Annotated in this window: 17 protein-coding genes; 14 read left to right on the top strand and 3 right to left on the bottom strand. The window is 64.4% G+C overall.

Features of this window, described 5'->3' with window-relative positions:
- Nucleotides 1–135 precede the first annotated feature (135 nt).
- The 6 genes from AB8841_RS05170 (at nucleotide 136) to AB8841_RS05145 (ending at nucleotide 6,871) form a co-directional block, all read left to right on the top strand.
- A complete protein-coding gene (locus AB8841_RS05170) occupies nucleotides 136–1,929 on the top strand; it encodes an ABC transporter permease (RefSeq protein WP_370434766.1) in 1,794 nt (597 codons plus the stop codon).
- 45 nt (nucleotides 1,930–1,974) lie between these two features.
- Nucleotides 1,975–3,216 carry an ABC transporter substrate-binding protein gene (locus AB8841_RS05165; protein ID WP_370434765.1) on the top strand — a complete coding sequence of 414 codons (1,242 nt, stop codon included), beginning with the start codon at nucleotides 1,975–1,977 and terminating at the stop codon, nucleotides 3,214–3,216.
- Nucleotides 3,217–3,252: 36 nt separating this feature from the next.
- Entirely contained in the window at nucleotides 3,253–4,380 is a 1,128-nt protein-coding gene (locus AB8841_RS05160; RefSeq protein WP_370434764.1) for an ABC transporter ATP-binding protein, read from the top strand.
- Between the two features lie 92 nt (nucleotides 4,381–4,472).
- The gene (locus AB8841_RS05155) at nucleotides 4,473–5,096 is read left to right on the top strand and encodes a protein phosphatase (protein WP_370434763.1); all 624 of its coding nucleotides are present in this window, start codon (nucleotides 4,473–4,475) and stop codon (nucleotides 5,094–5,096) included.
- Between the two features lie 13 nt (nucleotides 5,097–5,109).
- The gene (locus AB8841_RS05150) at nucleotides 5,110–5,940 is read left to right on the top strand and encodes an inositol monophosphatase (protein ID WP_370434762.1); all 831 of its coding nucleotides are present in this window, start codon (nucleotides 5,110–5,112) and stop codon (nucleotides 5,938–5,940) included.
- 97 nt (nucleotides 5,941–6,037) lie between these two features.
- Nucleotides 6,038–6,871 carry an inositol monophosphatase family protein gene (locus AB8841_RS05145; protein WP_370434761.1) on the top strand — a complete coding sequence of 278 codons (834 nt, stop codon included), beginning with the start codon at nucleotides 6,038–6,040 and terminating at the stop codon, nucleotides 6,869–6,871.
- Nucleotides 6,872–6,962: 91 nt separating this feature from the next.
- Here AB8841_RS05145 and AB8841_RS05140 read toward each other — a convergent pair whose 3' ends face one another.
- Both AB8841_RS05140 and AB8841_RS05135 read right to left on the bottom strand, forming a co-directional pair.
- Complete coding sequence (locus tag AB8841_RS05140; RefSeq protein WP_370434760.1) at nucleotides 6,963–10,025, bottom strand: efflux RND transporter permease subunit; 3,063 nt, start codon at nucleotides 10,023–10,025, stop codon at nucleotides 6,963–6,965.
- Nucleotides 10,022–11,095: an efflux RND transporter periplasmic adaptor subunit gene (locus AB8841_RS05135; protein ID WP_370434759.1), complete on the bottom strand. Its 1,074-nt coding sequence runs from the start codon at nucleotides 11,093–11,095 to the stop codon at nucleotides 10,022–10,024. Before AB8841_RS05135 ends, AB8841_RS05140 begins: the two co-directional genes overlap by 4 nt.
- 310 nt (nucleotides 11,096–11,405) lie before the next feature.
- Here AB8841_RS05135 and AB8841_RS05130 point away from each other — a divergent pair, with 310 nt between their 5' ends.
- The 8 genes from AB8841_RS05130 to soxA are packed head-to-tail and all read left to right on the top strand — an operon-like array spanning nucleotide 11,406 to nucleotide 17,707.
- Nucleotides 11,406–11,864 carry a (2Fe-2S)-binding protein gene (locus tag AB8841_RS05130; protein WP_370434758.1) on the top strand — a complete coding sequence of 153 codons (459 nt, stop codon included), beginning with the start codon at nucleotides 11,406–11,408 and terminating at the stop codon, nucleotides 11,862–11,864.
- An 18-nt stretch (nucleotides 11,865–11,882) separates the two neighbouring features.
- Entirely contained in the window at nucleotides 11,883–14,057 is a 2,175-nt protein-coding gene (locus AB8841_RS05125) for a molybdopterin cofactor-binding domain-containing protein (protein ID WP_370434757.1), read from the top strand.
- Between the two features lie 4 nt (nucleotides 14,058–14,061).
- A complete protein-coding gene (locus tag AB8841_RS05120; RefSeq protein ID WP_370434756.1) occupies nucleotides 14,062–14,388 on the top strand; it encodes a cytochrome c in 327 nt (108 codons plus the stop codon).
- A gap of 9 nt (nucleotides 14,389–14,397) precedes the next feature.
- Nucleotides 14,398–15,666 carry an FAD-dependent oxidoreductase gene (locus AB8841_RS05115; protein WP_370434755.1) on the top strand — a complete coding sequence of 423 codons (1,269 nt, stop codon included), beginning with the start codon at nucleotides 14,398–14,400 and terminating at the stop codon, nucleotides 15,664–15,666.
- Between the two features lie 13 nt (nucleotides 15,667–15,679).
- Complete coding sequence (soxX, locus tag AB8841_RS05110) at nucleotides 15,680–16,123, top strand: sulfur oxidation c-type cytochrome SoxX (protein WP_370434754.1); 444 nt, start codon at nucleotides 15,680–15,682, stop codon at nucleotides 16,121–16,123.
- Nucleotides 16,120–16,587: a SoxY-related AACIE arm protein gene (locus AB8841_RS05105; RefSeq protein ID WP_370434753.1), complete on the top strand. Its 468-nt coding sequence runs from the start codon at nucleotides 16,120–16,122 to the stop codon at nucleotides 16,585–16,587. Before soxX ends, AB8841_RS05105 begins: the two co-directional genes overlap by 4 nt.
- 2 nt (nucleotides 16,588–16,589) lie before the next feature.
- Entirely contained in the window at nucleotides 16,590–16,910 is a 321-nt protein-coding gene (gene soxZ, locus AB8841_RS05100; RefSeq protein ID WP_370434752.1) for a thiosulfate oxidation carrier complex protein SoxZ, read from the top strand.
- A complete protein-coding gene (gene soxA / locus AB8841_RS05095) occupies nucleotides 16,907–17,707 on the top strand; it encodes a sulfur oxidation c-type cytochrome SoxA (RefSeq protein WP_370434751.1) in 801 nt (266 codons plus the stop codon). Before soxZ ends, soxA begins: the two co-directional genes overlap by 4 nt.
- Nucleotides 17,708–17,882: 175 nt before the next feature.
- Here soxA and AB8841_RS05090 read toward each other — a convergent pair whose 3' ends face one another.
- The gene (locus AB8841_RS05090) at nucleotides 17,883–18,380 is read right to left on the bottom strand and encodes a hypothetical protein (protein ID WP_370434750.1); all 498 of its coding nucleotides are present in this window, start codon (nucleotides 18,378–18,380) and stop codon (nucleotides 17,883–17,885) included.
- Nucleotides 18,381–18,574 lie beyond the last annotated feature (194 nt).

Here is an 18,574-nt window from a genome sequence, read left to right as displayed (position 1 = left end):
CCTCCGGCCGAGCCGGACGAGAGCATTCAAAGTGTCGGTCGCAGAGGGAAACGCTTTTGAGCCGATGCCTGGCTCATGGGAGCACGTGACGGAATGACGAGTTCGGCAGCGCCAGTGCAAACTGCATCCACCAGATTGTCCGGAAGAGCCGTCCTGGGCCGTCTCTGGCACACCCTGACACGGCCCGAGCGTATTCTCGGGATCGCTCTGGCCGTCCTGCTGGGCGCGTTGGTCCTCGTGCCGCTGTTCGAGCTGATCCGGGAAACCCTGACCGTCCAGCCTTACGATCGCGCCTATTTGCCCAACGCTCAGCCGGGCGACCTCACGCTCTTCCACTATGAGCGCGTCTTTGCCGGCCGCCTTTCCTGGGCGCTGTTCTACAAGCCCTTCCTCAACTCGCTCGTGACGGCTTTTGCCGCCACCATCATCTGCCTCGTCCTTGGCGCCGGTCTTGCATGGCTGATCGTGCGCACGAACATCCCTTTCCGCAACTTCCTGCATACGCTGGTGATGATCCCCTACATGCTGCCGTCCTGGGTGATGGCGCTGGCCTGGATCACGTTCTTCAAGAACGACCGCATCGGCGGGGCAGCGGGCGCTTTCGCGTATTTTTTCGGCGTGCAGCCGCCGGACTGGATCGCCTACGGGCCCTTGCCGATCATCATCTGCCTGTCCCTTCACTACTACGTCTACACCTATCTCTCGGTGTCGAGCTCGATCACGAGCGTCGACAGTCAGCTCGAGGAGGCGGGCGCGATGGCGGGCCTCTCGCGCATCAAGCAGTTCCTGTGGATCACAGCGCCGCTTCTGCTGCCTGCCATCGGGTCTGCCGTCGTAATGACCTTCATTCGCGTGGTGGGATCGTTCGGGACGCCCGCCGTGCTCGGCATGCCAGTGCGCTATTTCGTGCTGCCGACCCAGATCTATGCCGCCATGGGCACGCGCAATGCGGGCGATGGCTTCCTGCTCGCTCTGGTGCTCGTGGTCCTCGCCTGCCTGTTCATCGTCATCAATCAACGCCTCATCGGTGTCCGCAAGAGCTTCGTGACCCTCTCCGGCAAGGGATTTCGCAGCAAGGAGATCGATCTCGGAGGCTGGCGCTGGCCGCTCTTCATCCTCGTGATGCTGCTCATGACGGCGGCCGTCGCCTTCCCGCTCGTGCTGCTGGTCCTGCAATCGCTGATCAAGACGGCGGGCAATTACAGCCTCAGCAATCTGACACTGCACTACTGGATCGGCGGCGGCGGCGAAGGCGTCGACCAGTTGCAGGCGGCGCTCGTCGATAACGGCAACATCATCGACGCCACCTGGAACAGCCTCAAGCTGGCGTTCCTCACGGCCATGACGACCGGAGTCTTCGGTTTCCTCATCGGCTATGTCGTGGTCAGGACCCGCGGCTCGCTCACCTCGCGGGCCCTGGAGATGGTGGCTTTCCTGCCGTATATTTTCCCGGCCCTGGCCTTCGGGGCGATCTATATCGGCATGTTCGCCCGCCCGTTCGGGCCGATCCCGGCGCTCTACGGCACCTTCGCGTTGCTCGTCCTGATCTGCTCGGTCAAGACCTTGCCCTTCACGTCGCGCACCGGCATTGCGGCGCTCCTGCAGATCGACAAGTCGTTGGAAGAGGCGGCTCGCGTCCAGGGCATCGGCTGGTTCCGCCGCATGATGCGGATCATCGTGCCGATTGCTGCCGGCGGGCTTCTCTCGGGCATGCTCCTCAGCTTCATCAGCATCATGCGGGAGCTGTCGCTCATCATCCTGCTCGTCACGCCTTCGACCAACGTGCTCGCCGGCGTCATCTACAACTATCAGAACCAGGACATGCCGCAGCTCGTCGGTGTCGCGACAGTGCTGCTCGTCGCCATCGTGATCGCGGTCAACCTGGTCGTTCGTGCCTTGTCGACGAAGGCCCGGATCGGGGCGGCCTGACCGCTCCGTCCAGGTCACTATAAAGAGAAACAAAGGAGGAAGCCCATGATGACATCGACTTTCCGCGGCGCCAAAGGATGGCTCGCGGCCGGAGCCGTGACCCTCGCCCTGGCGGGGCCGGCCTTGGCGCAGCAGGCCGATCCCAAGTGGGATGCCTGGCTTCAGAAAAGCCAGCTCGGCCCCTACCAGAAGAACGAGAACTGGGACGAGGTGGTCGCCAACGCGAAGAAGGAGGGCGAGGTCGTCGTCTATTCCTCCACCGGCACGATGCTGAAGGTGGCTGAGGATTTCGCGAAGTTCTACCCGGAGATCAAGGTCAAGGCCTATGATCTCGGCTCGGAGAAGACCATCGAGAAGGTCGTGCGCGAACACCAGGCCGGCGTCTACGCGGCCGACGTGATCTATTCGGGCGGCACCGAGCAGATGGTATTCGATCTTCTCCCCAATCATCGGATCGTCAACTACGTTCCGGCCTATCTGACGGACAAGATTCCCGCCGAGCACCGCGAGCCGCTCCTGACGCATGTGATCGAAGCCTATGGCGTCTTGTACAACTCGGAGGCCCACCCGCAACCGCCGATCAAGACGATCTGGGAACTCACCGAGCCGCAATGGAAGGGCCGCTTCTCCATGAAGTCGCCGGCCGGCTCGCTCACGACCCTGATGATGCTGGCGGCCATCGTCGAACATTCCGACGAGATGCAGAAAGCCTACGAACAGCATTACGGCAAGAAGCTCGAGCTCTCGCCGGGAGTCGAGAATGCGGGCTACGAGTTCCTGCACCGGTTGATCGGCAACGACATCGTCATCTCCGACAACAGCTCGAAGATCGCGACCGCAGTGGGTCTTCGCGGCCAGGCCAAGCCCCCAATGGCGTTTTCGGTCATCCACTACCTGACCAAGAACCAGAGCGACAACTACGCGAACGCGATTCCCTACGACCTGCAGCCTGCGGCTCTCTTCTCCTATCCGACCTATGTGGCGGTTGCCGGTCAGGCGCCGCATCCGAATGCCGCGAAGCTCTTCGTGTCGTTCCTGATGGGCAGCAAGGAGCTGAACGGCAATTCGGAGCTGAAGGCGCCCTTCCGGTCCGGGAAGTCTCTGGAACTCCTGCAGGGGATGGCCGCCTTCTACCAGATCGGCACCTTCTCGCCGCGTACCGACGTTCCGCCTCCGCCCTACAGCGAGATGTGGCCCAAGGCGAATAAACTCACCGCATCGCCTGAATTCGTGAAGGACAATATCGCGAAGATCAGCGACTTCTGGCTGGCCGAGACGAGCCGCTGACCCGACCCTGAATGGCTTCCGCACGAGAGAGTGCCCATGTCTGAAATCACCCTCAGAAACATCACGAAGTCGTACGGAAGCCATGTGGCCCTTCCGAGCCTCGACCTCGACATTCCAAAGGGCAGCTTCGTGACCCTGCTCGGGCCCTCGGGCTGCGGCAAGACCACGACCCTGCGGGTCATTGCCGGCCTCGAGCAGGCGACGACGGGCGAGGTCGTGCTCGGCGGCAAGACGGTCTATTCGAGCGGGACCGGAATCTTCGTCCCGCCCGAGCGGCGGGGCCTCGGATTCATTTTCCAGAGCTACGCCCTGTGGCCCAACATGAAGGTCGACCGAAACATCACCCTGGCGCTGTCCGAGGCGAAGCAGCCCTCGCATGTGATCCATGAGCGCCTTGCCGAGGCGCTCGCGAAGGTCCAGCTGGCTGGACTTGCGGGCCGCTATCCGTCCGAACTTTCGGGAGGTCAGCAGCAGCGGGTGGCGGTGGCCCGTCTGATCGCGGCGCGCAACTCGATCCTGCTGATGGACGAGCCGCTGTCCAACCTGGACGCGAAACTTCGAACGGAGATGCGCACGGAGCTGAAGCGCCTGCACCGCGAATTGCAGGCCACCACCGTCTACGTCACGCACGATCAGGTCGAGGCTCTGACCATGTCGGACGTCATCGTGGTCATGAAGGACGGCGCCATTCAGCAGCAGGGCTCACCTTACGAGATCTATCACAATCCCGCCAATCTGTTCGTGGCGGAGTTCATCGGCGACCCCAGGATCAACCTTCTTGACGGGATCCTGAGCACGGTGGGAGGCGAGCGGGTTCTTCGCTTCGACGACATGGACATTCCTGCCCCTGCCGGCCTGCAGGCTGTGGACGGACCGGTGACCTTCGCAATCCGCCCCGAGAACATCTCCATCGTCGAACGGCAGAGTTCCTCGAGTCTTCCGGCGGAAGTCGACATCGTTCAGCCCACCGGATCGCAGACGATCATCTCGCTGTCGGTGAAAGGGCATCCCGTCACCGCGCTCATCCCGCGCTTCGAAACCTCTCTGTCGAAGAGGAACATCTGGATCGAGTTCCCCGCCAACCAGCTGACCTTCTTCGACAGGGCCAACGGAAAGCGGATTCCGTTGGCGCAACCTGGTCTCGGAGCCTCCCACGCGGCCTGAAGCGCGCCCGCAGGAACCCAGCAAGAGAATCTGGCGGCCACTCGGCGAGTGTGCCGCAACAGCACAACCATGAATGCAGGACCCACAGATCGATGGCGACACAGTTCAACTTTCCACGCCCTCCCATGAGCCTGATCGTCGATGATCTTCCGCCCTTTGGCGTGAAGCTCTTCGTCGGAGATGCCAATGCGGCATCGGACAAGGCCATGCTCGAGAGCCATGACATCGCCATCGTGGTGAACTGCGCCGTCAATCTCGACATCGATTATACGGCCGGCGTCGGGGCCTCCGACATCGCGTCGCCCCACGGGCCCGTCCGCAACTACAAGCTCGGTCTCATCGACGATGCCGGCAATCCGGACATGATGTTGCTGGCAGGCTATTATCTGCTCGACGGGGCTCTGCACCAGAAGCTCCCGGATCGTTACACCTATCCGCATCGGCGTCAGGGCAACATCCTGCTGCATTGCCGTGGCGGGCGCAGCCGATCGGTCATCCTGGCTGCCCTGTATATCCATGTCCAATTGCCTGATCGCTTCCCGACCCTCGAGGCGGCCATCGCCCATCTGCGCCTCACGCGCGAACTCCATCCGGATGAATGGATGGAGACGCCGAAGCCGATGCTGATCGAAGCGGCGCGACACGCCGCCGCGTGGATCCAACGGATAGAGCGCGAGAAGCATCCGGTGGCGCAATCCGTTTCTTCCAGTCAGTAAACAGGACATTCCCATGCCAGTCACCAGCCTTGCGGGACTTACGAAGCCCGCCTCCGTGGCTCCAGCGGAGAATCACGATCTGAGATTGTCGGTCGCGAGCGCGATCGCCAGGGAGGCCGGTGCCTTGGCGCGCCGCCGGTTCGACGGGCGGCCCGGCGCAACCGGCATCAACCTCAAGGGCCACCAGGATTACCTCTCGGCCGTCGACGCCGAAGTCGAGAGACTGGTGCGCGGCCGGTTGCTGGAGAGCTTTCCGGAGGATTCTTTCTTCGGTGAAGAGGGCGGGGGATCGTTCGACAACAACGTATGGGTGGTCGATCCGATCGACGGCACCGCGAATTTCGTGCGCGGGATCTCGCAATTCTGCATCTCCATCGCCTATGTGCGCGACGGCCGGACGCAGATCGGGATCATCTACGACCCGATGCACGATGAATTGTACGCGGCGGAGCGCGGCAAGGGCGCGACCCTGAACGGCGAGCCGATCCGGGTCAGTGGGCTGAGCGACATGCAATCCGCCACCATCGAGGCGGGCTGGTCGAACCGGCTTCCGCTCAGCCACTATGTCGATCTCGTCGGCCGGATCCTGGAGGACGGAGCGGGCGTGCGCCGCGGAGGGTCGGGTGCCCTGGCCCTCGCCTATGTGGCGGCAGGCCGGATCGACGGCTATTGCGAGCTGCACATGAACTCATGGGATGCCCTTGCCGGATTGCTGCTGATCGAGGAGGCGGGAGGCTGGGTCAACGACTTTCTCGCCCAGTCGGGACTGCGCGAGGGCAACCTCGTGCTTGGCTGCACATCGGGGTTGAAAACCCCTCTCAGCCGACTGGTCGGGATGGGGTGATCTCGCCTGGGTGAGTGATCCCGACCGGCTGCATGGACCGGCCGAATTCCTCGCGGCGGGAGCTTGCACTCCTTCTATTCTTCGAAAGCGTTTCCCTATGCTGTTCTCTTCCCGTCACGCCGAAGCTGTCGATCGGATTCTTCGGGAGGCCGCGAGAGCCGAGATCATGCCTCGCTTCCGAAACTTGTCGGCCCATGAGGTTCGCCAGAAGTCTTCGGCCACCGATCTCGTGACGGATGCCGATGAGGCCGCCGAGCGGGTGATCGCCAAGGGGCTGGGAGAGATCTTCCCGCATGCTGTCCTGATCGGCGAGGAGGCGACCGAACGTGATCCGTCCCTGCTCGATAGAGTGGCGGATGCAGATCTTGCATTCCTGATAGACCCCGTGGACGGGACCAAGAATTTCGCCTCGGGTCTTCCGTTATTCGGGGTGATGGTGGCGGCCGTCATCCGGGGCGAGGTCGTGGCCGGCTGGATTCACGATCCTGTCGGAAACGACACGGCGATGGCCGTTCGCGGGGAGGGGGCCTGGATCGAGCGCTCCGCCGGCGGCCGTGTCGATCTCCGGGTCGCGCCTTCGGCTTCCGTCCGCGACATGTCGGGCTGCGCATCCTGGCACCATATGTCCGAACCCTTGCGGTCCACCGTGGCGACAAACCTGACGGGCTTCGGTTCCGCTGCATGTTACCGCTGCGCGGCCCACGAGTACCGAATGGCGGCGTCCGGCCATTGCCACTTCCTTGTCTACGCGAAGCTGATGCCTTGGGACCATGCGGCAGGCTGGCTGCTCCATCGGGAGGCGGGCGGCTATTCCGCCCGCTTCGACGGTTCGTCCTATCGGCCGATCCTTCGCGAGGGTGGCATGATCTGCGCTCCTGACGAGGACAGCTGGAGGATCATACGCGAGGCGCTGCTCCGTCCGGTTTCATAGTGATCGGGGCGTGCCGTTCCGCCGATGTCCCCGTCCAAACGTCGAACGCGCCATCGAACGCAGGCTCGATGCTCCAAAGGGATTGAGAGGGCTATGCCTGTGGCATCTGCTCGTCTTCAGTCGGCCTCCTGATCCGAAACCAGGCGACGTAGAGCGCAGGCAGAAACACCAGGGTCAAGAGAGTCGCGACAGCAAGTCCGCCCATGATGGCATAGGCCATCGGCCCCCAGAAGATCGTCGGCGCAATCGGGACCATCCCGAGGATCGCGGCGGCGGCCGTGAGCAGGATCGGCCTGAAACGGTGCGCCGTCGCCTCGACCACGGCATTCCAGGGATCGCGTCCCTTGGACTTCTCGGTCTCCACCTGATCGATCAGGATCACCGAGTTGCGGGCGATCATTCCGGTCAAGGCCAAAACGCCGAGGATCGCCACGAAGCCGAGCGGTTTTCCCGAGACGAGGAGAGCCGCGACGACGCCGATGAGGCCCAAGGGGGCGACGCTGAGCACCAGGAACAGGCGGTGGAAGCTCTGGAGCTGGATCATCAGGATCGTCAGCATCAGGAACAGCATCACCGGAACGACGGCGATCACGGAGGCCTGCGACTTGCCGCTTTCCTCCTCCGTCCCGCCGACCGCGACCCGGTAGCCGGCCGGCAGGCCTGCATTCAGCTCGTCGATCTTCGGTGACAGCGCCCGGACGACCGTGGCGGGCAGAGTGCCTGGCGCGACGTCGGCCTGCACCGTCAACGTCGGTTTCCGGTCGCGGCGCCAGACCAGCGGATATTCCTGACCGTACGCGATGGAAGCGATCTGGCTCAAGGGAACGGTCCGGCCGTTCGGCAGCGGGACCTGCAGGGTCCGGATCGTCGCGAGCGATGCGCGCTGCTCGGCGGAAGCGCGGATCACCACGTCGACGAGATAGATCCCGTCGCGCATCTGCGTCACCGTGGCGCCGGACACGACCGTGTTGAGAGCTTGAGCGAGATCCTGCGAGCTCAAGCCCAGGAGGCGGGCCTGATCCTGATCGACGCGGATCTGGACCGTACGCGCCGGCTCGATCCAGTCGTAGTTGATCTTCTGGACGCGATTGTCCGTCGCCATGACCTGCGCGAGCCTGAAGGCGATATCGCGGACCTGATCCACATCCGGTCCGCTGATGCGATACTGGATCGGCCACCCGACCGGCGGGCCGAGCTCCAATGGATAGACACGCCCGACGACGCCGGGAAACTCGTTCTCGATCAGCTTTTCGAGCCTGGCCTTCAGACGCTCCCGCTGCTCCAGGCCCTTGGTGACGATCACTGCCTGGGCGAAGAAATCGTTCGGGAGCTGCACGTTGAGCGGCAGGTAGAACCGGACCGCGCCCCGGCCGACATAGGTGCTCCAGCGCTCCACGTCCTCGTCGCCCCTCAGCACTTCGTCCAGCCGTGCGGAGACGGACTGGGTGGCATAGATCGAGGCGTTCTGGGGGAGCTTCAGGTCGGCGAGCAACTCCGGCCGGTCGGAGGACGGGAAGAACTGCTGCGGGACGAAGCGCGTGCCGTACAGTGCCGCCGCGAACAGCGCGAGAGTGGCAAGGATCGTGACCCAGCGCGCCCGCATCGCGAGGATGAGAAGGCGGCGAAACGCCCGCATGATCGGGCCGGGCTCGCCGGAATGGATCGTCTTGGGCTTCTTGAGAATCCAGACGCCGAGCAGAGGCGCGAACAGGACGGCCACGATCCAGGACACGATCAGGGCGATGGCCACAACGGCGAAGATCGAGAAGGTGTACTCGCCGGCGGCGCTTCGGGCGAAGCCGATAGGCACGAATCCGGCGACCGTCACGAGAGTGCCCGTGAGCATCGGGAAGGCGGTCGACGTATAGGCGAAGGTGGCGGCATGCTCCTTGTCGTCGCCGTGCTCCAGCCGCGTGATCATGGTCTCGACCGTGATCATGGCGTCGTCGACCAGGAGGCCGAGAGCGATGATCAGAGCGCCCAGCGACACGCGCTGGAGGTCGATCCCGAGGAACTCCATCGCCACGAACACGATGGCGAGAACCAGCGGGATCGAAAGCGCCACAACGGCGCCCGCGCGCAGGCCGAGGCTGATGAAGCTGACGGCCAGGACGATGGCGATGGCCTCCCACAGGGCCTCCATGAATTCGTCGACCGCGTTCTCGACCGTCACCGGCTGCTCGGCCACGAGTTTCGGCTCTATCCCGATCGGCAGGTCCGCGGTGATCTCGGCCATGGCCTGCCCGACATTGCGCCCGAGAGCCAGGATGTCGCCGCCCTCCCGCATGGCAATGGCGAGCCCGATGGCGTCCTGCCCGTTCACCCGGAAGATCGGCTGCGGCGGATCCGCGGGACCGCGGGTCACGCGCGCGATGTCACCGAGACGAATGAGACGTCCATTGGCGGCGAAGTTGACGGCCAGAATGTCCTGCTCGGACCGGAAGGCCCCCGAGATCCGCAGGAGGATCTTTTCGTCGCCGGTCTGCACCACGCCCGCCGGCGCCACGGCGTTCTGAGCCTGGAGGGCGGTGATGAGCGCGGACCGGTTGATCCCGAGGCCCGCGAGCTGCGCGGTCGAGAACTCGACATAGATCCGTTCGTCCTGGGCGCCGATCACGTCGATCTTCGAGACATCGGGAACCTGAAGCAGTCGGGATCGGACATCCTCGACGTAGTCCCTCAGCTCGCGGTGCGTGAAACCGTCCGCCGTGAAGCCGTAGACGATGCCGTAGGTGTCGCCGAACTCGTCGTTGAACCCCGGGCCGACGATGCCTTGCGGCAGCGTGTTGCGGATATCGCCGATCTTCTTGCGCACCTGGTACCAGATGTCGGGCACCTGAGCGGCCGGCGTGGCGCCCTTCAGGTTGACGAAGATCGTCGTCTGGCCCGCCGTCGTATAGCTGCGCAGGTAATCGAGGTTCGGAGTTTCCTGGAGCTTGCGCTCGAGACGTTCCGTGACCTGCAGGAGCGTGTCGTCGATCGTTGCGCCGGGCCACAGCGCCTGCACGACCATGGTCTTGATCGTGAAAGCAGGGTCCTCGCTGCGTCCGAGCCGGAAATACGACCCGATGCCGGCAATCACGAGTACGAGCATGAAATAGGCCACCAGAGAGCGATGCCGGATCGCCCATTCGGAGAGATTGAAGCCCTTCACGAGGCGCTCCCGAGCAGGCGGACCTTCTGGCCTGGGCGGAGTACCTGCACGCCGGCCGTCACGACGATCTCGCCGGTCTCCAGCCCCTGCGAGACGACGATGCTGGCCGGGTCTTGCCGCAGGATGTCCACGTTGCGCAAGGATACCGTCTGGTTCTGCGGGTCGACCACCCATACGGCCGGGCGTTTGTTCGCCTCCGTGAGAGCGCTCGCGGGAATCTCCACCCCGGGAGGCGCCGTGAGCCGAATGCGCCCGACGACGGTCGCCCCGAGCCGCATGGCGGGCGGTGGATCGGTCAGGCCGACCTTGACCTGGAATGTGCGGGTCGCGGGATCCGCCTGAGGGGAAACCTCGCGGACGCGGCCCGTCGCCTTCACATTCGGCTCGTCCGTGAGGGCGATTTCCACCACGGGGTCGCGGGGTGCCGTCCGAATGAGCTGCGCCGGCACGTCGAAGACGGCGTCGCGTCCGCCCTGGCGCGCGACCTGGGCGATCATCTGCCCGGCGCGGACCACCTCGCCGGGTTCGGCCCCGGTCGCCGTGACCGTCCCGGCGGCGTCGGCCTGGAGTTCCGTATAGCTCAGTTGTTCCTGAGCATTGCGAAGCTGCGCCTGGGAGGAATCGACCTGGGCCTGGGCGGATTGGAGGGCCTGCTGGGCCTGATCGAATTGGGCACGGGTGGTGAAGCCCTTGTTGAGAAGCTCCTGCTGCCGGTCGAAGGTGTTGCGCGCCTGGGTGAGCTGGCCCTGAGCGGCCGACAGGCCCGCCTGCGCCTGATGGAGAGAGTTCTGCTGAATTTGGGGGTCGAGGCGTCCGACGACCTGTCCCGGCTTGATGGTGTCGCCGACATTGACGCGCCGCTCGATCAGGCGCCCGTCAAGGCGAAAGGCGAGGCTGACCTCGTCCTGCGCCCGGATCTGGCCCGTGAGCGAGACAGGCTCGCCTCCGGCACTGTGCTGGACGGTGACGGTCCGGACCGGTCGAATGTCGGGGGCGGGCGGCGCCGGCTCCTGGCAGCCTGTCAGGATTGCTGCGAGCGTGCCTGCGGCCACGATCCAGTATTTCACCATGATTGCTTCGTCCCGGGAGATAACGACGCTAGAGCCTCCCAGCTAAGAACGAAGGGCATCGTGTTGGGTTCATATTCCGGGCGAGCTCTGCGCTTTGTGGCTTCGTCCGGCTGGTGGTGTTCCAGGCCACGAAGCCCCTCGGCAGAAGGACCGAGACCGGATTCAGGAACCGGTCATCCCGGCTTCACACGCGACCTGCCACTCAATTGCGAAATCACGAATGGTTGACTGGAGGTCAAGCAAGTCTAGGATTCATACTCAAGTGCGGCGCCCGAAGCGTTGCCGATACAATAAAACTTGGAGGAAACGGATGGTCAGTCTGACGGTGAATGGAGTCGTTCGCGAAGTCGATGCGGAACCGGATACGCCTCTCCTGTGGGTGATCCGTGAGCAACTCGGACTGACCGGCACCAAGTACGGATGCGGTATCGCTCAATGTGGAGCCTGCACCGTCATCGTCGATGGAGCCGCCACGCGCTCCTGCAGCTTGCCCGTCTCGTCCTTCACGCCCGAGCAGAAGATCGTGACCATCGAGGGATTGTCGCCCGATGCATCGCATCCCGTGCAAAAGGCCTGGCTCGAAATCGACGTCCCGCAATGCGGCTATTGCCAGACGGGCCAGATCATGGCCGCCGCGGCTCTCCTCCAGTCCAACCCCAACCCGACCGATGACGAAATCGCGGCCGAGATGACAAACATCTGCCGGTGCGGGACCTATAACCGCATCAAGACCGCCATCAAGCTCGCGGCCGGAAGCAATCACGGCTGACCGAGGGGGGAGGAAACCATGACTGCTGCACTCGACGTATCTCGCCGCTCGTTTCTCGTCGGCTCCGCGGCCGCGGCCGGCGGCCTGGCCCTCGGTTTCAACATTCCCTTCGGTGGAGAAGCGTTCGCCCAAGGCGCTCCGGAGATCAACGCCTGGGTCGTGGTGAGGCCGGACGACACTGTGGTCGTCCGGGTCGGGCGTGTCGAGATGGGGCAGGGCACGCTCACGGGCCTTGCTCAGCTCGTCGCCGAGGAGCTGGAATGCGATTGGAGCAAGGTGACGACCGAATACCCGACGCCGGGCCAGAACGTCGCCCGCAGCCGCGTCTGGGGCAATTTCCAGACCGCGGGCAGCCGGGGCGTTCGTGACTCCCACGATTACATGCGCAAGGGCGGAGCCGCCGCGCGGCAGATGCTGATCCAGGCCGCCGCCAATCAATGGGGGGTGCCGGTCGGTGAGTGCACGGTCGCGAAGGGCGTGATCACCCACGGCGCGTCCGGCCGCACGACGACCTACGGCAAGGTCGCCGATGCAGCGTCAAAGCTCGAGCCTCCGAAGGATGTCCCGCTCAAGGACCCGAAGGACTGGACGGTCGCCGGCAAGCCCGTGAAGCGGCTCGATACGGCCGCCAAGCTCAACGGCTCGCAGATCTACAGCATGGATGTCAAACGGCCGGGAATGCTCAACGCGGCGATCAAGGCCTGTCCGGTCTTCGGCGGGAAGCTCAAGGGCTTCGATGCCGCCACCGTCGAGGGCATGCCGGGCGTCAAGAAGATCGTCCGGGTCGGCGACGATGCGGTTGCGGTCGTGGCCGATACCTGGTGGCGCGCGAAATCGGCGCTCGATGCCCTCCCGATCGAATGGGACGAGGGGCCGAACGCGCAGCTCTCCAGCGAGGTCATCGCCCAGATGCTGAAGGAGGGACTGACGGCGGAACAGGCCTTCGTCGGCAACCGGGCCGGTGACGTCAAAGCCGCCATCGCGAATGCAGCCAAGACGGTCGAGGCGGTCTACGGCTTCCCCTATCAGCACCATGCGACCATGGAGCCGATGAACGCGACCGCTCTCTGGACCAGCGACCGCTGCGAGGTCTGGACGGCGACGCAGAACGCGGAGGCCGCCCTTGCGACCGCCGTCGATGCCGCAGGCCTGCCCATCGAGAAATGCGATGTATATCGCCTCAATCTCGGCGGCGGGTTCGGCCGGCGCGCCACGAGCCACGATTTCGTACGCCAGGCGGTGCTCATCGCCAAGCAGATGCCCGGCACGCCGGTGAAGCTGATCTGGTCCCGTGAGGAGGACATGCTTCACGGCCGCTATCACCCGATCACCCAGGCCAGGATGGTCGGCGCACTCGACGATCAAGGCAATCTGACCGGACTGCACATGCGCATCTCCGGCCAATCGATCCTGGCGGGCCTGAATCCGCAGGGCCTTCAGAACGGACGCGATCCCGCGACCTTTCAGGGCCTGAACCCGAGCGGGGCGGAGGGCGTCTTCGGCTACACCGTCCCGAACCTGCTCATCGATCACGCCATGCGGAACCCGCCCGTTCCGCCGGGTTTCTGGCGCGGCGTGAACAACAACCAGAACGCCCTTTATCTCGAATGCTTCATGGACGAACTCGCCCATGCGGCGGGCCAGGATCCGCTCGAGTTCCGGCGCAAGCTGCTCGTGAACCATCCCAAGCATCTCGCCGTGCTTGACGCCGTCGCCGAGAAGGCGGGCTGGGGCACCCAAGCGCCGCAAGGGGTTTACCGCGGCCTTGCCCAGCATATGGGCTATGGCAGCTACGTCGCGGCCTGCGCGGAGGTGTCGGTCAGTGACGACGGAGCGCTGAAGATCCACCGCATCGTGGCGGCGACGGATTGCGGCCATGCGGTCAATCCCCAGCAGATCGCCGCGCAGATCGAAGGCTCTTTCGTCTTCGGCCTCACGGCTCTGCTTTACGGTGAGATCACGCTGAAGAACGGCCGCGTGGAGCAGGAAAACTTCGACACCTATCCTATGATGCGCATGACCGAGATGCCTGCGGTCGAGTCCATTGTGATGCCGTCCGGAGACTTCTGGGGCGGCGTCGGCGAGCCGACGATCTTCGTGGCGGCGCCCGCAGTGCTCAACGCTATTTTCGCAGCGACCGGAAAACGTATCCGCTCCGGCCCGCTGACGAATGCGGATCTCAGCAAGGCGTGAGGCCGTGGAGAGCGCCCATAGGGCCTGTGCCGTGCGCCGGGGCGGCATCGCGTCCATCGTCGCAGCCGGTGCTCTGCTCGCGGTCCTCCCGGCGGCTGCGCAATCCGTCGCGCCTCCGGGCGCCGCCGCCTGTTCCGGATGTCATCCGCCGCCGACCGTGTCCGGCGCCGTCGTTCCCCCGCTTCAGGGACAGTCGGCGGAGGAGATCGTGGCGGCGATGCAGGCTTTCCGCACGGGGCAGCGCCCGGCGACGGTGATGGATCGCATCGCCAAGGGGTTCACCGACGACGAGACCCGCGCCATCGCGGCCTGGGTCAGTCAGCAGCACTGAGGTGACGGCATGGCTGGAGTGCTGAACCGCAGGACGTTCTTGGGATCGGCGGTGCTCGGAGCGACCGCTGCCGCCGTCTCCCGTCGCGTCGTGGCGCAGACTTCACCCCGGGTGGTCGTCGTCGGAGGCGGCTTCGGAGGTGCGACCTGCGCCCGCGAGCTGAGGCGCAGCGGCTTCGACGTGACCCTTGTCGAGGCGAGCCAGATCTATACGGCATGCCCCTTCAGCAATGCCGTCATCGCCGGCCTGCGTCCGATCGAAGATCAGCAGTTCAAGTTGGATGCGGTCGGGAGGGAGGGGGTCGACATCGTCCGCCAACAGGCGACCCGCGTGGATTCCCAGGCCCGGCATGTCGTCCTCGCGGACGGCTCGACCCTGGCTTACGACCGGCTCGTGCTCTCGCCCGGCATCGACATTCGGTTCGATGGCCTGCCCGGATACGACGAGGCTGCATCCGCAACGCTGCCTCATGCCTGGAAGGCGGGGGAGCAGACGACTCTGCTCCGTCGCCAGATCGAGGCGATGGACGATGGCGGAACGGTCATCATCGCGGCGCCCGCGAACCCGTTCCGATGCCCGCCGGGGCCCTACGAGCGCGCCAGCCTGATCGCGTACTACCTCAAGACACGCAAGCCCCGCTCCAAGATCCTGATCCTGGACGCGAAGGACACGTTCTCCAAGCAGAGCCTGTTCCAGGCTGCGTGGCAGGAACTCTATCCGGGCATGATCGAATGGGTGTCGCTGTCGCTCGGCGGCAAGGTGATCGAGGTCGATGCGAAGAGCAGGACGCTGATAACGGATTTCGACCGTCACACCGGCGATGTCGTCAACGTCATCCCTCCGCAGCGGGCCGGCGCGATCGCCCAGGCTGCAGGGGTGGCCGATCGGAGCGGGTGGTGCCCCATCGATCCGGTGACCTTCGAGTCGCGCCTGCAGCCGAACATTCATGTGATCGGCGATGCCGCGATCGCCGGCGGCATGCCGAAGTCGGCGTTTTCCGCAAACGCTCAGGGCAAGGTCTGCGCCGCCGCGGTCACGAGCCTTCTGAGAGGGCAGACACCGGCGGCACCGAAGCTCATCAACACCTGCTACAGCCTGGTTGCGCCCGAATACGGGATCTCGGTCGCCGGAGTGTATCATCCGGTGAATGGGGTTCTGGCGGACGTGGAGGGCGCCGGCGGAGTAAGCCCGGCAAAAGCACCACCTTCTTTCCGAGAGCAGGAAGCAGCCTATGCCGAAGCATGGTTTCGGACTATCACGACCGAAGTCTTCGGGTGATGGTCGCAGGGCCATGGTGGCGCTTGTGCTTGCGCTGGCGATGGTCCTGCCAGGCCAGGTCCGGGCACAGGATATGCGCTCCTACAGGGTCGTCGGGAATGCCATTCCGGAACCGCTGACGGGTGTCAGAGGAGACCCTGGGCGGGGCCGTGCGATCATCGTGGATCGGCAGAAGGGCCTCTGCCTGCTCTGCCATACGGGCCCATTTCCGGAGCAGCGCTTCCAGGGGAACCTCGCACCGGATCTGGGGGGCGTCGGCAACCGCCTCTCCGAGGGCGAGCTGAGGCTCCGGCTCGTCGACAGCAGACAGCTCAACCCGGCCACGATCATGCCGCCCTATTATGCTATCGACGATCTCGTCCGGGTCGGACGGAACTGGCAGGGTAAGCCCGTGTTGAGCGCAGAGCAGATCGAGGATGTGGTGGCGTTCCTCACGACGTTGACGGAGGCTCCATGAGCAGGAGATCAGGACCTATCAGTGCCACGCGGCGCGATGTCCTCGCGGCTGGCGCCGGCGCTCTGTCGCTCATGGTCGCCCGCCCGGTCAGGGCGACGTCTGAGAGCATGGCGGCGGCGATCAGGGCTTTCGTCGGCGAGGCGAAGGTGCAGAAGGGCAAGGTTGCGCTCGATATTCCTCCGCTGGTGGAGAACGGCAATTCCGTCCCGCTCAAGATCACGGTCGAGAGCCCGATGACGGCGCAGGACTTCGTGAAGACGATCGCCGTCTTCAACGAACGCAATCCGCAGCCCAATATCGCACATTTTTATCTGAGCCCTCGCGCCGGACGGGCCGTGGTGTCGACCCGCATCCGCCTGGGCGATTCCCAAACCATCGTGGCCATCGCCGAACTGAGCGACGGCACCTTCTGGTCCGGCTCCGCCGAGCTCGTCGTGACCCTGCCTGCCTGCGTGGAGAGCTGACCATGGGACGCGCCCTCATCAATGTTCCGGCCACCGCCAAACGCGGCGACATCATCGAGATCAAGGCTCTCATCGCGCATCCGATGGAGACCGGCTACAGGACCGGGCCCGACGGGGCGCTGGTGCCGCGCGACATCATCAATCGTTTCCTGTGCACTTATAACGGCGAGGAGATCTTCAGCGCCGACCTCTTTCCGGCCATTGCGGCCAACCCGTTCTTTTCCTTCACGACCATCGCGACGGAAAGCGGGACCATCGCGTTCCGGTGGATCGACGACCGCGGGACGGCGCAGCTGGAAACCGCAAAGATCACCGTCGAATGAGGAGATCGCCGCCAAGGGCCCGTTGGGGAGCCGCAGCGGTTCTTGCGCTCGGCCTTGGCGTCTCCCTCGCGATCGCTCAGACGGCTCCTCCCGCATCGGAGCGCAAATCCGGGTTCGCATTCATGAGCCCGGAATCCCAGGCCATCCAGATGGACGACGCCGCCAATCCGGCCATGCTGTGGGTTGCCGAGGGCGAGACGCTCTGGACCACGAAAGTCGGTCCGGACAACCGTTCCTGTGCCGATTGCCACGGAGACGCGGCCGTGAGCATGAAGGGCGTCGCCGCGCGCTACCCGGCCTATTTCGAGGAGGAGCATCGCCCGGTGGATCTTCAGGGCCGCATCAATATCTGTCGGCAGGCCCGCCAGAAGACCACGGCTCTGCCTTATGAAAGTCGCGAGCTTCTGGCGCTTGCGGCCTTCATCGGGAAGCAGTCGCGCGGCATGCCGATCACTCCCGGCACCGATGCGCGCCTTGAGCCGTTTCGCGCGCAGGGGCAGGCTTTCTACGAGCAGCGGCAGGGACAATTGAACTTCTCCTGCGCCAATTGCCACGACGACAATTGGGGGCGCAGGCTCGGGAGCAGCGTGATCCCGCAGGCGCATCCGACCGGCTATCCGCTCTATCGCCTGGAATGGCAGGACATGGGCTCTCTCCAGCGACGGTTCCGGAACTGCATGGTGGGCGTGCGGGCCGAGCCCTATCCCTACGGGGCACCCGAATACATCAATCTTGAACTCTTTCTCATGACCCGCGCCAAGGGCATGCTCGTCGAGACTCCTGCGGTTCGTCCCTGAACGGCAAGAGGGAATGACACTGGAGGGCAGGGGCGGGGGCACGAGCTACCCGCTCGTCGACTAGCGCATCGTGCGAAAAAGTGGTCCCGGTTTTTCGCAAGGACGATGCGCTCACCTAAGAAGGGAGCATCGGATTCAATCCCAAAAGTGGAGTCCACTTCCCGCGTCCGATGCTCTAGTCGGCGATTTTGGGCCCGACGGTGAGAGAGATCGCTTCACCGTGCTTCAGGCCGTATGCGCTCAAAGCGCGACTGACTTCCTGGGCCGCGTCGCCGCTTGCGCCTCGACCGAGGCCTATCGTCTTCGTCCAGTTGTCGGATTCGTTCTCCGGCGGCGCCCATCCGAGCTGCTTGAGGATGTCGGGCGTATCCGGCTTCATGAGAGGATAGTTATATTTGCTGACGGCCTCGGCCAGCAGGCCCTGATCGGTTCGGGTGAGGGTGATGAAATACTTCTCCTGCTCACCGTAGATCTTGGCCGTCATGCCGGGCTGCGATTCCACGAAGGTTACCACGTCGGACAGGCACTGCTCGCTGAAACGCCTCAACTGCTGGGTCATCGTCCCGGTGCACGACGGCTCGTCCCTCTGCTGAGCGATGGCCGATATAGAGTCGACGGCAGGGACCGTAAGAACAAGAATCGTGACCTGCAGAACTTTGCGCCAGTGGACCATCGAGACTCTCCCGTGAAACCGCAACGGACCAACAGAGGTCCGGAATATCGGTTCCCTGCCGGCGGTGCCGTTGAGCCGGGCCTTGCCGGGTTCCGGGCTCGATTGCCGCTTCATGCGCTCTCTAGAGCATCGGATTGGATCCCAAAAGTGGACCCACTTTTGGGATCCAATCCGATGCTCCACTCCTTCAATGG

It is taken from the genome of Microvirga sp. TS319 (assembly GCF_041276405.1).
Classification (GTDB): Bacteria; Pseudomonadota; Alphaproteobacteria; order Rhizobiales; family Beijerinckiaceae; genus Microvirga.
This window is presented reverse-complemented; position numbering and strand designations above follow the sequence as displayed.